Source organism: Pseudomonas sp., assembly GCF_036387035.1.
GTDB lineage: Bacteria > Pseudomonadota > Gammaproteobacteria > Pseudomonadales > Pseudomonadaceae > Aquipseudomonas.
The window spans coordinates 19,515-33,240 of the sequence record NZ_DASVUM010000248.1; the positions used below are offsets into that span (position 1 = coordinate 19,515).

Annotated in this window: 16 protein-coding genes; 14 read left to right on the forward strand and 2 right to left on the reverse strand. The window is 59.4% G+C overall.

Annotated features, from left to right (window positions below; all coding sequences use genetic code 11):
* Positions 1-137: 137 nt before the first annotated feature.
* From VF672_RS22805 to VF672_RS22845, 9 genes are all read left to right on the forward strand, one after another.
* Positions 138-1,097, forward strand: a complete 960-nt coding sequence (locus VF672_RS22805) for a sugar ABC transporter substrate-binding protein (RefSeq protein ID WP_331107158.1) — start codon at positions 138-140, stop codon at positions 1,095-1,097.
* Positions 1,098-1,184: 87 nt separating this feature from the next.
* On the forward strand, positions 1,185-2,735 hold the full coding sequence (locus VF672_RS22810) for a sugar ABC transporter ATP-binding protein (protein WP_331107160.1): 1,551 nt from the start codon (positions 1,185-1,187) through the stop codon (positions 2,733-2,735).
* A complete protein-coding gene (locus VF672_RS22815; protein ID WP_414705647.1) occupies positions 2,735-3,730 on the forward strand; it encodes an ABC transporter permease in 996 nt (331 codons plus the stop codon). Before VF672_RS22810 ends, VF672_RS22815 begins: the two co-directional genes overlap by 1 nt.
* Position 3,731: 1 nt before the next feature.
* Positions 3,732-4,754, forward strand: a complete 1,023-nt coding sequence (locus tag VF672_RS22820; protein WP_331107162.1) for a LacI family DNA-binding transcriptional regulator — start codon at positions 3,732-3,734, stop codon at positions 4,752-4,754.
* Positions 4,755-4,803: 49 nt separating this feature from the next.
* Positions 4,804-5,736 carry a ribokinase gene (rbsK, locus tag VF672_RS22825; RefSeq protein WP_331107164.1) on the forward strand — a complete coding sequence of 311 codons (933 nt, stop codon included), beginning with the start codon at positions 4,804-4,806 and terminating at the stop codon, positions 5,734-5,736.
* Positions 5,733-6,137, forward strand: coding sequence for a D-ribose pyranase (rbsD, locus tag VF672_RS22830; RefSeq protein ID WP_331107166.1), 405 nt, complete (start codon positions 5,733-5,735; stop codon positions 6,135-6,137). The genes rbsK and rbsD overlap by 4 nt, the downstream gene beginning before the upstream one ends.
* Positions 6,138-6,218: 81 nt before the next feature.
* Entirely contained in the window at positions 6,219-7,247 is a 1,029-nt protein-coding gene (locus VF672_RS22835; protein WP_331107168.1) for a nucleoside hydrolase, read from the forward strand.
* Positions 7,248-7,309: 62 nt separating this feature from the next.
* On the forward strand, positions 7,310-7,615 hold the full coding sequence (locus VF672_RS22840) for a hypothetical protein (RefSeq protein WP_331107170.1): 306 nt from the start codon (positions 7,310-7,312) through the stop codon (positions 7,613-7,615).
* 206 nt (positions 7,616-7,821) lie between these two features.
* Positions 7,822-8,148: an I78 family peptidase inhibitor gene (locus VF672_RS22845; protein ID WP_331107172.1), complete on the forward strand. Its 327-nt coding sequence runs from the start codon at positions 7,822-7,824 to the stop codon at positions 8,146-8,148.
* Positions 8,149-8,220: 72 nt separating this feature from the next.
* Here VF672_RS22845 and VF672_RS22850 read toward each other — a convergent pair whose 3' ends face one another.
* Together VF672_RS22850 and VF672_RS22855 are read right to left on the reverse strand one after the other, a co-directional pair.
* On the reverse strand, positions 8,221-8,433 hold the full coding sequence (locus tag VF672_RS22850) for a cold-shock protein (RefSeq protein ID WP_065991529.1): 213 nt from the start codon (positions 8,431-8,433) through the stop codon (positions 8,221-8,223).
* Positions 8,434-8,730: 297 nt separating this feature from the next.
* Positions 8,731-9,045: a hypothetical protein gene (locus VF672_RS22855; RefSeq protein ID WP_331107175.1), complete on the reverse strand. Its 315-nt coding sequence runs from the start codon at positions 9,043-9,045 to the stop codon at positions 8,731-8,733.
* Positions 9,046-9,467: 422 nt separating this feature from the next.
* On the opposite strand from VF672_RS22855, the gene thrS reads away from it, so the two are divergent.
* From thrS to pheS, 5 genes are all read left to right on the forward strand, one after another.
* On the forward strand, positions 9,468-11,390 hold the full coding sequence (gene thrS, locus VF672_RS22860) for a threonine--tRNA ligase (protein ID WP_331107177.1): 1,923 nt from the start codon (positions 9,468-9,470) through the stop codon (positions 11,388-11,390).
* Positions 11,390-11,941: a translation initiation factor IF-3 gene (gene infC, locus VF672_RS22865; protein ID WP_206078248.1), complete on the forward strand. Its 552-nt coding sequence runs from the start codon at positions 11,390-11,392 to the stop codon at positions 11,939-11,941. The genes thrS and infC overlap by 1 nt, the downstream gene beginning before the upstream one ends.
* 60 nt (positions 11,942-12,001) lie before the next feature.
* Positions 12,002-12,196, forward strand: coding sequence for a 50S ribosomal protein L35 (rpmI, locus tag VF672_RS22870; protein WP_003442181.1), 195 nt, complete (start codon positions 12,002-12,004; stop codon positions 12,194-12,196).
* A gap of 28 nt (positions 12,197-12,224) precedes the next feature.
* The gene (gene rplT / locus VF672_RS22875; protein ID WP_007905879.1) at positions 12,225-12,581 is read left to right on the forward strand and encodes a 50S ribosomal protein L20; all 357 of its coding nucleotides are present in this window, start codon (positions 12,225-12,227) and stop codon (positions 12,579-12,581) included.
* A gap of 104 nt (positions 12,582-12,685) precedes the next feature.
* A complete protein-coding gene (gene pheS, locus VF672_RS22880; RefSeq protein ID WP_331107181.1) occupies positions 12,686-13,702 on the forward strand; it encodes a phenylalanine--tRNA ligase subunit alpha in 1,017 nt (338 codons plus the stop codon).
* The last annotated feature ends 24 nt before the right edge of the window (positions 13,703-13,726 follow it).

Sequence of the window (13,726 nt, forward strand, 5' to 3'; positions counted from 1 at the left end):
CTGTCCCCATTTGCACAGTTGACAAAACCCCAAAGGATTCTCATAGTTTCGCTCACGCAAACGTTTGCGATTCGTCGATTCCCGCTTTGACGCGTAAACGCTGCCGATAACAACAATCATAATATCGGAGTGATTCCATGAAGCTGCCCTTCGCTGCACGCCTTCTTGCTGTTGCCATGCTCAGCACTTCTGCTGCAACCCTGCCTCTTTCATCCGCCTTCGCCGACGACGCCAAAAAGCCTACCGTTGCCCTGGTGATGAAATCCCTCGCCAACGAATTCTTCCTGACCATGGAAGACGGCGCCAAGGACTATCAAAAGCAGCATTCCGCTGACTTTGACCTGATCTCCAACGGCATCAAGAACGAGTCCGACACGTCCGCGCAGATCGACATCGTCAATCAGATGATCGTCAAGAAAGTCGACGCGCTGGTTATCGCTCCGGCGGACTCCAAGGCGCTGGCCTCGGTCCTGAAAAAGGCCATGGACGCCGGCATCAAAGTCGTCAACATCGACAATCAGCTCGATGTGGACGTACTGAAAAGCAAGGGCATGGAAGTGCCGTTCGTAGGCCCCAACAACCGCAAGGGCGCCAAGCTGGTGGGTGACTACCTGGCCAAGCAACTGGCGGCAGGTGCTGAAGTCGGCATCATCGAAGGCGTGCCGACCACCACCAACGCGCAACAACGCACCGCCGGCTTCAAGGATGCGATGGACGCGGCGCAGATGAAGATCGTCTCCACGCAGTCCGGCAACTGGGAAATCGACAAGGGCAACGCGGTGGCTTCCGCCATGCTTAACGAATACCCGAACCTGAAGGCGCTGCTGGCCGGCAACGACAGCATGGCACTTGGCGCCGTCTCGGCAGTCCGTGCGGCAGGCAAGGCGGGCAAGGTTCAGGTCGTCGGTTACGACAACATCAATGCCATCAAGCCCATGCTCAAGGACGGCCGTATTCTGGCCACTGCTGACCAGTTCGCGGCGCGTCAGGCGGTGTTCGGTATCGACACCGCGCTGAAAATGGTCAAGGGCGAGAAGCTCGAGATCACCAACGGCGTGATCGAGACCCCGGTCGAGCTGGTGACCAAGCCGCAATAACCGGCCTGGTTTCACACCGCACGTTCCAATCAGTAGTTTTCCAAATATGTACCGCCTGCCCGCGAGGGCAGGTGCGTGGAGATCGTTATGTCAGCGTCTGCTCAGGCCGCTGTTCTATCTGTCAGTGGTATTGGCAAAACCTACGCCCAACCCGTACTCGGCGACATCGATCTGACGCTGATGCGCGGGGAAGTGCTGGCCTTGACCGGGGAAAACGGCGCAGGCAAAAGCACGCTGTCGAAAATCATCGGCGGCCTGGTCACGCCGACCACCGGCCAGATGCAATTTCAGGGGCAGCCCTACCAGCCCGCCAGTCGCACCCAGGCCGAAAAGCTCGGCGTGCGCATGGTCTTGCAAGAACTCAATCTATTGCCGACGCTGTCGGTGGCGGAAAACCTGTTCCTCGACAACCTGCCCAGCCGCGCCGGTTTCATCAATCGCGGCAAGCTGCGTGAAGACGCGATCAAGGCCATGGCGCAGGTCGGCCTTGAGGCCATCGACCCGGACACGCTGGTCAGCGAGCTGGGCATCGGCCATCAGCAGATGGTTGAAATTGCCCGTAACCTGATCGGCGATTGTCACGTGCTGATCCTCGACGAGCCGACTGCGATGCTCACGGCGCGCGAGGTGGAAATGCTGTTTGAGCAGATCACCCGCCTGCAGGACCGTGGTGTTTCCATCATTTACATTTCCCACCGCCTGGAAGAGCTGGCCCGCGTCGCTCAGCGCATCGCCGTGTTGCGCGACGGCAAGCTGGTGTGCGTCGATGCCATGGCCAACTACAACAGCGAGCAACTGGTCACGCTGATGGTCGGCCGCGAACTGGGCGAGCACATTGATCTGGGCGAACGCAAGATCGGGGCAGTGGCCCTGTCAGTGAAAGCGTTGAGTCGCTCCGACAAGGTGCTAGACGTCTCCTTTGATGTGCGGGCCGGCGAAATCTTCGGGATTTCGGGGCTGATCGGCGCCGGTCGTACCGAATTGCTGCGGCTGATCTATGGCGCGGACGTGGCCGACAGCGGCACCGTCCAGGTCGGTAGCCCGCTGCGCACTGTGCAGATCAAGTCGCCAGTGGACGCGGTCGGTCACGGCATCGCCTTGATTACCGAAGACCGCAAGGGCGAGGGCTTGCTGCTGTCGCAATCGATCAGCGCCAACATCGCGCTGGGCAACATGCAAGCCATTTCCAGTGCCGGTGTGGTCAACGGCAATTCGGAAATGGCACTGGCCCAGCGTCAGGTGGGCGCCATGCGCATCCGCAGTTCCAGCCCGACGCAACTGGTGTCGGAGCTGTCGGGTGGCAACCAGCAAAAGGTCGTTATCGGGCGCTGGCTGGAGCGCGACTGCCAGGTGATGTTATTCGACGAGCCCACGCGCGGCATTGATGTCGGCGCCAAGTTCGACATCTACGCGCTGCTGGGTGAATTGACCCGTCAGGGCAGGGCGCTGGTGGTGGTCTCCAGTGATTTGCGCGAGCTGATGCTGATCTGCGACCGCATCGGCGTGCTGTCTGCCGGGCGCCTGATCGACACCTTCGAGCGCGAGACCTGGACCCAGGACGAACTGCTTGCCGCTGCCTTCGCGGGCTATCAAAAACGTGATGCGCTGCTGTCTGAAGCCGCGCCCAGGATTGACTGATGAAAACCTCTACTTCTCCTGTCGCGGTGCCGTCTCCAGGCAAGCGCAGCGGCAATTACTTCGGCCTCGGGACGTACCTGGGGCTGGCGGGTGCATTGCTGGCCATGATCGTGCTGTTCTCGCTGCTCAGCGATCACTTTCTCTCATACGAAACGTTCAGCACCCTGGCCAACCAGATTCCCGATCTGATGGTGCTGGCGGTCGGTATGACCTTCATTCTGATCATCGGCGGCATTGACCTGTCAGTGGGCTCGGTACTCGCATTGGCGGCTTCGGCCGTCAGCGTCGCGATGCTCGGCTGGGGCTGGGGCGTGTTTCCGTCTGCGTTGCTGGGCATCGCCTGCGCCACCGCGGCGGGCACCTTGACTGGCTCGATCACGGTCGCCTGGCGCATTCCCTCGTTCATCGTTTCCCTCGGTGTGCTGGAAATGGCCCGGGGCGTTGCTTATCAGCTGACGGACTCGCGCACCGCGTACATTGGTGATTCGTTTGCGTGGCTCTCCAATCCCTTCGCACTCGGCATTTCGCCGTCGTTTGTCATCGCCCTGATGGTGATCTTTGTTGCTCAGGCGGTGCTGACCCGCACCGTGTTCGGCCGCTACCTGATCGGCATTGGCACCAACGAAGAAGCCGTGCGTCTGGCGGGGATCAATCCCAAGCCCTACAAGATCCTGGTGTTCTCGCTGATGGGGCTGCTGGCGGGCGTCGCCGCGCTGTTCCAGATATCACGACTGGAAGCCGCTGATCCAAACGCTGGCTCCGGCCTCGAACTGCAGGTCATTGCGGCGGTAGTCATTGGCGGTACCAGCCTGATGGGCGGGCGCGGTTCGGTGATCAGCACGTTCTTTGGCGTGTTGATTATCTCGGTGTTGGCGGCGGGTCTGGCTCAGATAGGTGCAACTGAACCGACCAAACGTATCATCACCGGTGCCGTGATTGTCGTGGCCGTGGTGCTCGACACCTACCGCAGCAACCGCGCCCGGCGGCGCGGCTGACATGGCAACCATCAAGGATGTAGCGGCGATTGCCGGGATTTCCTACACCACGGTGTCCCATGTGCTCAACCGAACCCGACCGGTCAGCGAAGAAGTGCGCAAAAAGGTCGAGGCCGCCATCGTCCAGCTCGACTACGTGCCCAGCGCCGTCGCGCGGTCGCTAAAGGCCAGGGCGACGGCGACCATCGGCCTGTTAATTCCCAACGGCAGCAACCCCTACTTCGCCGAGCTGGCCCGGGGCATCGAGGATTACTGCGAGCGGAACGGCTTCTGCGTAATCCTCTGCAACTCCGATGACAATCCCGAAAAGCAGCGCAGTTACCTGCGCGTGCTCCTGGAGAAACGTGTCGACGGCCTGATCGTGTCGTCCGTGGGCGGCGGTGACAGCCTTGTCGAAGGCTTGGCGGCCGTGCGCACGCCTCTGGTCATCGTCGACCGCGACCTTGAGGGCGTGACGGCCGATCTTGTGCGCATCGACCATGAGTTGGGCGGGTATCTGGCCACCTGGCATCTGCTGTCCCTCGGTCATCGCCACATCGCCTGCATTTGCGGGCCGGTGCACACCAGCGTGGCAAAAATGCGTCTGGCGGGGTATCACCGCGCGATGCACGAGGCCTCTGTCGAAGTGCCTGCGCACTGGGTGGTTGAAAGCGATTTTACCGGGCCCAGCGGCTATCTCGCAGCGGTGAAGCTGCTGGAAAGCGACCCGCCCACGGCGATTTTCGCCGCTAACGACATGGTCGGCATCGGCGTGTTGCGCGCCGCCGCCGAGCGTAATGTGCGGGTCCCCGCGGACCTCTCGGTGATCGGCTTCGACGACATCCAGATGAGCCAGTACGTCTACCCGGCCCTGACCACTGTTGGCCAATCCATTCTGCAACTGGGCGAGCGCGCCGCCGAGGTGCTGCTGCGGCGGATCTCGGCGCGGGGCGAAAACGCGGTTGAACAACTGGTTGTTGCACCGAGTATCGTGCTGCGAGAATCCACCGCACCTCCACCCCAAGCATTCACCGAATTTCGTTGAACCGAACGCTCCGTTCGGTGTGAAGAGTGTTCTGAAGAGTAAAGACGTCATGCAAGCAAAAGTAGTGATAGTGGGCAGCCTGAATATGGACCTGGTGACGCGCGCGCCGCGTTTGCCACGTGCCGGAGAAACCCTGGCGGGACAGTCCTTCGTGACCGTGCCAGGTGGCAAGGGCGCCAATCAGGCGGTGGCGGCAGCGCGGCTGGGGGCCAGTGTCGCGATGATCGGCTGCGTCGGCGCTGACGCTTACGGCGAACAACTTCGCACTGCGCTGCTGGCCGAAGGCGTCGATTGTCAGGCAGTGACCCGCATCGAGGGCGAGTCCACCGGTGTCGCGTTGATCGTCGTCGATGACAGCAGCCAGAACGCCATCGTCATCGTGGCCGGTGGCAACGGCCACGTCACCGCGTCCGTGGTGGACGGTTTCGACGCGTTGCTGTCCCAGGCGGAAGTCATCATCTGCCAGCTCGAAGTGCCCCTCGATACGGTCGGCCACGTGCTCAAGCGCGGTCACGAACTGGGCAAGACCGTCATCCTGAACCCGGCGCCAGCCAGCGGCCCGCTGCCGGCCGAATGGTTCGCCTGGATCGACTACCTCATCCCCAACGAAAGTGAGGCGACCGCACTGACCGGTCTGCCGGTGGACAGCACCGCCAGCGCTGACGCCGCCGCCTCGGCATTGCTGGCGGCAGGCGTCAGCAAAGTCATCGTCACGCTGGGCGAGCAGGGCGCCTTGTTCGCCAGCCCATCGCGCTCCGAGCACTTCCCGGCGCCCAGGGTCCAGCCCGTTGACACCACAGCGGCCGGCGACACGTTTGTCGGCGGCTTCGCGGCAGCGCTGGCCGATGGCAGGTCGGAATCCGACGCCATTCGCTTTGGTCAGGTCGCGGCGGCGTTGTCTGTCACGCGCTCCGGCGCGCAGCCTTCCATTCCCACGTTTGCCGAGGTTCAGGCCTCTGCCGCACAAGGGCATCAATCATGAAGAAAACCCCGTTGCTCAACATCGCCCTGTCCCGTGCCATCGCGTCCCTGGGCCACGGCGACATTCTGATGATCGTCGATGCCGGCATGCCCGTGCCGGCCGGTGTCGAGCTGATCGATCTGGCGCTGACCCATGGCGTGCCTGATTTCCTCAGCGTGCTGCAGGTCGTGCTGACTGAAATGCAGGTCGAGAGTCATGTTCTTGCCGAGGAGATGCTGGTGAAGCAACCTCCGGCGTTGGCCACCGTCGGCGCATTGCAGGCCTCGGGTGGCCTGGGTGAACAGCGGCTGGTGAGTCACGAAGCGCTCAAGCAGCTCAGCCGCGGCGCTCGCGCTATCATCCGCACCGGCGAATGCCAGCCCTACACCAACATCGCCTTGGTGGCCGGTGTGGTGTTCTAAACCCTGATCCCTCTTATGCAGCCGTCCGGATTGTCTCTCGGCGCTGCATATCGCTACCCGATCCCGGAACAAGGAGTTCCCATGCCTACAAGTCGTCAATTTTTCACCGGACTGTTCAGGAGTGCCGCGCTGTTGGCCATCTTATCTGCCGCCTCGGTGCAGGCTGCCCAGAAGCGTGACGTGATCATCGACACTGACCCGGGCGCCGACGACGTCGTCGCGTTGCTCCTGGCGCTGGCGTCACCGCAAGAGCTCAATGTCATGGCGATCACCACCGTGGCGGGCAACGTGCGCATCGACAAGACGTCGCGCAATGCCCGGCTGGCGCGGGAATGGGCCGGCCGCGAAGACGTGCCGGTTTACGCCGGTGCAGGCCGGCCGCTGGTGCGCACGCCGATCTACGCCGAGAACATTCACGGCAAGGAAGGCCTGCCGGGTGTTGAAGTGCATGAGCCCAGGCAACCGCTGGCGCAAGGCAGCGCGGTGCAGTACCTGATCGATACGTTGAAGAAGGCCGCGCCGCACAGCGTCACCCTCGCCATGCTTGGACCGCAGACCAACCTGGCGCTCGCGCTGATTGAAGCGCCCGAGATCACTCAGGGCATCAAGGAAGTGGTGGTGATGGGCGGCGCCCACTTCAACGGCGGCAACATCACCCCGGTGGCCGAGTTCAACCTCTACGCCGACCCCGACGCGGCGAAGGTCGTCCTGGCCAGTGGCGTCAAGCTGACCTACGTGCCGCTGGACGTCACCCACAAGATCCTCACCAGCGAGGCGCGCCTCAAGCAGATTGATGCCTTGAACAATCAGGCGGGCAAGCTGGTGAGCAACATCCTCAATGAGTACGTCAAAGCCGACATGGTGCATTACGGCCTGCCGGGCGGGCCTGTGCATGATGCCAGCGTGATAGCCTGGCTGATCAAGCCCGAGCTGTTCAGCGGCAAACAGGTCAATCTGGTGATCGACAACCGTGAAGGTCCTACCCATGGGCAGACCATTGCCGACTGGTACGACACCCTGGCTCAGGACAAAAACGTGTTCTGGGTCGAGAATGGCGACGCCCAGGGCTTTTTCGATCTTTTGACTCAGCGCCTGGGTCGATTGAAGTAAATCTGCAGTGCTGCGTCGTGTGGCGCGATGCCACGCGACGCAGAGCAAGAGGGTACAAAACCGTGTCTATCGATCTCAACAACCCCGATTCCCTTACCCATGACGCTGTCCGGCAAATGATCGCGGCCGCACGGGACGGAGTGCACAACCAGTTGCGGGTTAGTCGTGACGGTCGTGCGTGGATCTCAAGCGACGCGGTCGGCGGCGTGAACATTGGCGGTTTGCTGTTCCGTCTTGAAACCTGGGCGGCCGGCTCAGGGTGCGTCGGCCCGATCGCGGCAAGTGATGCCGTGTGGGTCATGCAGATCTACAATGCGCTGCGGGACAACTGGGCCAACCCCACCACCGATTACGTCGACGTTTACTGAGCCAGTCCTGGCCTGATGGGCGCATCCAGCGGGCATGCCGTTAACCTTTTGTGACGATTTGCATCCACCGGTCAGGGCATGCCTGGGGCAGACTCCTGCGCGTCCGGCACAGCGGTCGCGAACATGGGTCTGCCGGGGCCCGGCGAAACGAAGCGCGTCGACCGCTGTCGCAGAGGTTCTGCTTTAGTTAAACGTAAGGAGGTTGTATGCCCTGGAAATACGCATCATCGGGTCTGGTGCTCGCCGCAGCGCTGCTGGCCGGGTGCAGCAGCATGTCGGAGTCTTCGAGCAAGCCTGAGGAGAGCGTCGCCAGTTCCACCGACGGTTACGCCCGTTGTGATGCAGCAGCGGTCCAGTTCGCGGTGGGCAAGCCTGCCTCAGCGGCACTGCTGGATCAGGCGAAGGTGAAAGCAGGTGCGCAGACGGCCAGAGTGCTCGGGCCCCATGACATCGTGACACTGGAATACCGCTCGGATCGGCTGAACCTGAACACCGACGATGCCGGAACGGTGAACCGCGTCAACTGCGGCTAACGCCCCACGCCACATCAAATCGCAGGCATAAAAAAACCCCGTCAGTAACGGGGTTTTTTCAGACCGCTTGGATTACTCCGCGCGAACCTGAGCAGCTTGCATGCCCTTTTGGCCTTTCTCAGCCACGAAGGAAACAGTCTGGCCTTCTTTCAAGCTTTTGAAACCGTCGGATTCAATGGCTTTGAAATGTACAAAAAGGTCGTCGCCGCCACCCTGAGGGGTGATGAAGCCGAAGCCTTTTTCATCGTTGAACCATTTTACGGTGCCGGATTGGCGATTAGACATGGTGTATCTCCAGGAACATAATTTTCAGTAGTGCTGTGTTGCTCAGGCCAACTGGGCACACGAGCGCTATCATAGTCGAATTGTGCGAATGCTGGTCTTTTTCGATTAGAACTTTGCGTCAGCCGCTTCGATATAACGCTCCAAATGGGCTCCAGAGGCCTTTTTTCCGCGATCCGCCGTTGCAGGGGACGACCCCTGTGGTATCGCTGGAACCCGCTGACTGCGCGGGCTTCAGCACGGTACGCCACACCGGTTTTTTTACGGCCTGGTCGGCGGCATCAAGGAAATGTAAATTTTTTATTTTTTGCCGTTCAGGCAATTTTTGCTCACTGCATTCTGCAGCCGAGAGGTCATATCGGCACTCGGAGGGGTCTTTTTGTCATTCAGCGACGCAATCTCCTTGTCGGAGAAATTCTGATTGATCTGCTGAGCGCCGCACTCGCAATGCGCCTTGACCGCACTGGCGTCCATGGAAGGATTGTTCTGCGTAGCGGCAGCGGTGCATTCGCTCATGTAGCTGGTCTTGGTTTTCGCATCCATCGCGGCGTGAGCGCTGAGGGGGAGTGTCAGGGCCAGCGGGGCGAGGAGGGCGGCAACGCGTAGAAGCTTCATGGTGGATTCCTTTTTGTCGATTTTGTCGATTTTGTCGATGTGCCGACGAGTGTCAGGCCCAAAGTTGTCAGGCCCAGAACAGGTGCTACCGATAATCTGAGGGTCTTCAGGCGCACCAGTTCCGTGGACATGCCGGTGCCCGCCCAATCGCTGCAGGGCGTGTCGGGCCGTCGACCGTTTAGCTGACCCTGCCGTAACGCTGTGATAGCATGCGCGCCTGCAGATTAGCTCGCGTCTCGCGGGGGCCTCATTGCCCTGCTGCAAGTTCTGTCGATTTCGTAAGTTCCAGTCACTCTGGTTCGGTCATCAGGTTGGCCTTCGGGCTCCTGCCACTGTGAGGCAGGCATACCGCCGAATCGCGTACTGGCTCTATCCCACCCACGTGACCTTTGGTAGGGGTCACCACTAGGAGAGGAGGCGCCATGCCAACTATTACTCTTCCCGACGGCAGTCAACGTTCTTTCGATCACCCGGTATCCGTTGCCGAGGTCGCAGCATCCATTGGTGCGGGCCTGGCCAAAGCCACCGTGGCCGGCAAGGTCAACGGTCAACTGGTTGATGCCAGCGACACCATCGACACCGATGCGAGCCTGCAAATCATCACCCCCAAGGATCAGGAAGGCCTGGAGATCATTCGTCACTCCTGCGCGCACCTGGTCGGCCATGCCGTCAAGCAGCTGTACCCGACTGCAAAGATGGTGATCGGCCCGGTCATCGATGATGGCTTCTATTACGACATCGCCTATGAGCGTCCTTTCACCCCGGACGACATGGCGGCGATCGAGCAGCGCATGCTGCAGCTCATCGAGAAAGACTACGACGTCATCAAGAAGGTCACGCCGCGCGCGGAAGTGATTGAAGTGTTCAAGGCCCGTGGCGAGGACTACAAACTCCGTCTGGTCGAAGACATGCCGAACGAACAGGCCATGGGCCTGTACTACCACGAAGAATACGTCGACATGTGCCGCGGTCCGCACGTGCCGAACACACGCTTTCTCAAGTCCTTCAAGTTGACCAAGCTGTCCGGTGCCTACTGGCGCGGCGATGCCAAGAACGAGCAATTGCAGCGTGTCTATGGCACTGCGTGGGCTGACAAGAAGCAGCTGGCCGCGTACATCCAGCGCATCGAAGAAGCCGAAAAGCGCGATCACCGCAAGATCGGCAAGCGCCTGGGCCTGTTCCATACCCAGGAAGAAGCGCCTGGCATGGTGTTCTGGCACCCGAATGGCTGGACCCTCTACCAAGTGCTCGAGCAGTACATGCGCACGACCCAGCGCGAAAACGGTTACCTCGAGATCAAGACGCCTCAGGTCGTTGACCGTTCTCTGTGGGAGAAGTCCGGACACTGGGCCAACTACGCTGAAAACATGTTCACCACCGAGTCGGAAAACCGCGACTACGCCATCAAGCCGATGAACTGCCCGTGCCACGTGCAGGTATTCAATCAGGGCCTGAAAAGCTACCGCGAGTTGCCGATGCGTCTGGCCGAATTCGGTGCCTGCCACCGCAACGAGCCCTCGGGTGCGCTGCACGGCATCATGCGTGTTCGGGCATTCACCCAGGACGACGCGCACATCTTCTGCACCGAAGAACAGATGCAGGCTGAATCCGCTGCGTTTATCAAGCTGACCATGGCGGTCTATGCCGATTTCGGTTTCAAAGACATCGAAATGAAGCTGTCGACCCGTCCGGAGAAGCGTGTTGGCTCCGATGAGTTGTGGGATCGCGCCGAGTCCGCACTCGCCGCAGCCCTTGACAGCGCTGGTCTGCCATATGATCTGCAGCCGGGTGAGGGTGCGTTCTACGGTCCGAAAATCGAATTTTCTCTCAAGGATTGCTTGGGTCGCGTGTGGCAATGCGGTACTCTGCAGCTCGATTTCAACCTGCCGATCCGTTTGGGCGCCGAATTCGTGTCGGAAGACAACGGTCGCAAGCACCCGGTGATGTTGCACCGCGCAATTCTCGGCTCCTTCGAACGCTTCATCGGAATCCTGATCGAGCATTACGAAGGCGCGTTTCCTGCGTGGCTTGCTCCCACTCAAGCAGTGATCATGAATATCACTGACAAGCAGGCTGATTTTGCCCTTGAGGTGGAAAAAACATTGGCGCAAAGCGGATTTCGTGCCAAGTCCGACTTGAGAAATGAAAAGATCGGCTTTAAAATCCGCGAGCATACGTTGCTCAAGATTCCGTATCTCCTTGTGATTGGGGATCGGGAGGTTGAAACGCAAACTGTCGCTGTGCGTACACGTGAAGGCGCAGACCTTGGCTCGATGCCGGTCGCCCAGTTCTCGGAGTTCCTTGCACAAGCGGTTTCCCGGCGTGGTCGCCAAGATTCGGAGTAATTATTATTAAGCGTGAAATGAGACAAGATAAACGAGCTGCACCGAAAGCCCCGATCAACGAGAATATCTCGGCACGTGAGGTTCGTTTAATTGGGGCTGAGGGTGAGCAGCTTGGGATTGTGTCAATTGAAGACGCGCTTCTTAAGGCTGAAGAGGCCAAACTGGATCTGGTGGAGATTTCCGCCGATGCAGTACCCCCTGTCTGCAAGCTGATGGACTACGGCAAATCGATCTTCGAGAAGAAGAAGCAGGTTGCCGCTGCCAAGAAAAATCAGAAACAGATTCAGGTTAAAGAAATCAAGTTTCGTCCAGGGACGGAGGAAGGGGATTACCAGGTAAAACTGCGCAACCTGGTACGTTTCCTGAGTGACGGGGACAGGGCCAAGGTATCGTTGAGATTCCGTGGTCGTGAGATGGCCCACCAGGAGCTGGGCATGGAGCTGTTGAAGCGGGTTGAAGCTGACCTGCTCGAATACGGCGCCGTTGAGCAGCATCCTAAGATGGAAGGACGCCAGCTGATCATGGTCATCGCCCCGAAAAAGAAGAAATAACCACCAGGGCACGGCAGGCCTTGCGGTTATGTTTATCAACTGAATGCGGAGTATCCGAACATGCCAAAGATGAAGACTAAAAGTGGTGCAGCTAAGCGGTTTTTGAAAACCGCGAATGGCATCAAGCACAAGCACGCTTTCAAGAGCCACATCCTGACCAAAATGTCGACAAAGCGTAAGCGTCAATTGCGTGGAAGCAGCTTGCTGCATCCGTCCGACGTGGCAAAAGTCAAGCGCATGCTGCGCCTTTGCTAATTTTGATCAAGAACAGAGGAATTAACTCATGGCTCGTGTAAAGCGTGGCGTCATTGCCCGTAAGCGTCACAAAAAAATTCTGAAACTTGCTAAAGGCTACTACGGCGCGCGTTCACGCGTATTCCGTGTTGCCAAGCAAGCGGTAATCAAGGCTGGCCAATACGCCTACCGTGACCGTCGTCAGAAAAAACGTCAGTTCCGCGCTCTGTGGATCGCTCGTATCAACGCTGGTGCGCGTATCAACGGTCTGTCCTACAGCCGTTTCATCGCTGGCCTGAAAAAAGCGTCGATCGAAATCGACCGTAAGGTTCTGGCTGATCTGGCAGTGAACGAAAAAGCGGCGTTTGCTGCGATTGTCGAGAAAGCTAAAGCCACTTTGGCCTAAGTCCCCGGCAATCACCGGACCCCGCTCGGGGTCCGGTGTTAAACGTCATAAATAGGGGAAGAGCCTTGTAAGCTCTTCCCCTATTTTGTATCTGGAGTCTGTACATGGAAAACCTGGACGCGCTGGTCTCTCAAGCACTTGAGGCTGTGCAAAGCGCCGAAGATATCAATGCCCTGGAGCAAATCCGGGTTCTGTACCTTGGCAAGAAAGGCGAATTGACTCAGGTGATGAAGACCCTGGGAAATCTGCCCGCTGAAGAGCGTCCGCAAGTCGGTGCGCTGATCAACGAAGCCAAGGAGCGTGTCACAGAGGTTCTCAATGCGCGCAAGGCGTCGTTCGAGGAGGCTGATCTTGCGGCCAAGCTCGCAGCCGAATCCATTGACGTGACCCTGCCTGGCCGTGGCCAGACCACCGGTGGTCTGCATCCGGTTACCCGCACTCTGGAACGAATCGAACAATTCTTCACCCACATCGGCTACGGCATTGCCGAAGGTCCTGAGGTCGAAGACGATTACCACAATTTCGAAGCGCTCAACATCCCAGGCCATCACCCGGCCCGGTCGATGCATGACACTTTCTACTTCAACGCGAACATGCTGCTGCGCACCCATACCTCCCCGGTTCAGGTCCGCACCATGGAATCGCAGAAGCCTCCGATCCGCATCGTCTGCCCCGGCCGTGTGTATCGCAGTGACTCCGATATCACCCATTCCCCGATGTTCCATCAGGTCGAAGGCCTGCTGGTCGACCGCGACATCAACTTCGCCGACCTGAAGGGCACCATCGAGGAATTCCTGCGCGTGTTCTTTGAAAAAGAGCTGGCAGTGCGTTTCCGCCCTTCGTATTTCCCGTTCACCGAGCCTTCGGCTGAAGTCGACATGGAATGCGTGATGTGCAGCGGCAAAGGCTGCCGCGTCTGCAAACAGACCGGCTGGCTTGAAGTCATGGGCTGCGGCATGGTCCACCCGAACGTGCTGCGCATGTCGGGCATCGATCCGGAAGAATTCCAGGGCTTTGCCTTCGGCATGGGCGTAGAGCGTCTGGCGATGCTGCGTTATGGCGTCAACGATTTACGCCTGTTCTTCGACAACGACTTGCGGTTCCTCGCGCAATTTCGCTAGGTCGCCCGTAACGAATTCTTTAGG

Coding starts and splice junctions, on each gene's coding strand:
- VF672_RS22805 (WP_331107158.1), top strand. CDS start 138: ATGAAGCTGCCCTTCGCTGCACGCCTTCTTGCTGTTGCCATGCTCAGC.
- VF672_RS22810 (WP_331107160.1), top strand. CDS start 1,185: ATGTCAGCGTCTGCTCAGGCCGCTGTTCTATCTGTCAGTGGTATTGGC.
- VF672_RS22815 (WP_414705647.1), top strand. CDS start 2,735: ATGAAAACCTCTACTTCTCCTGTCGCGGTGCCGTCTCCAGGCAAGCGC.
- VF672_RS22820 (WP_331107162.1), top strand. CDS start 3,732: ATGGCAACCATCAAGGATGTAGCGGCGATTGCCGGGATTTCCTACACC.
- rbsK (WP_331107164.1), top strand. CDS start 4,804: ATGCAAGCAAAAGTAGTGATAGTGGGCAGCCTGAATATGGACCTGGTG.
- rbsD (WP_331107166.1), top strand. CDS start 5,733: ATGAAGAAAACCCCGTTGCTCAACATCGCCCTGTCCCGTGCCATCGCG.
- VF672_RS22835 (WP_331107168.1), top strand. CDS start 6,219: ATGCCTACAAGTCGTCAATTTTTCACCGGACTGTTCAGGAGTGCCGCG.
- VF672_RS22845 (WP_331107172.1), top strand. CDS start 7,822: ATGCCCTGGAAATACGCATCATCGGGTCTGGTGCTCGCCGCAGCGCTG.
- VF672_RS22850 (WP_065991529.1), bottom strand. CDS start 8,433: ATGTCTAATCGCCAATCCGGCACCGTAAAATGGTTCAACGATGAAAAA.
- VF672_RS22855 (WP_331107175.1), bottom strand. CDS start 9,045: ATGAAGCTTCTACGCGTTGCCGCCCTCCTCGCCCCGCTGGCCCTGACA.
- thrS (WP_331107177.1), top strand. CDS start 9,468: ATGCCAACTATTACTCTTCCCGACGGCAGTCAACGTTCTTTCGATCAC.
- rpmI (WP_003442181.1), top strand. CDS start 12,002: ATGCCAAAGATGAAGACTAAAAGTGGTGCAGCTAAGCGGTTTTTGAAA.
- rplT (WP_007905879.1), top strand. CDS start 12,225: ATGGCTCGTGTAAAGCGTGGCGTCATTGCCCGTAAGCGTCACAAAAAA.
- pheS (WP_331107181.1), top strand. CDS start 12,686: ATGGAAAACCTGGACGCGCTGGTCTCTCAAGCACTTGAGGCTGTGCAA.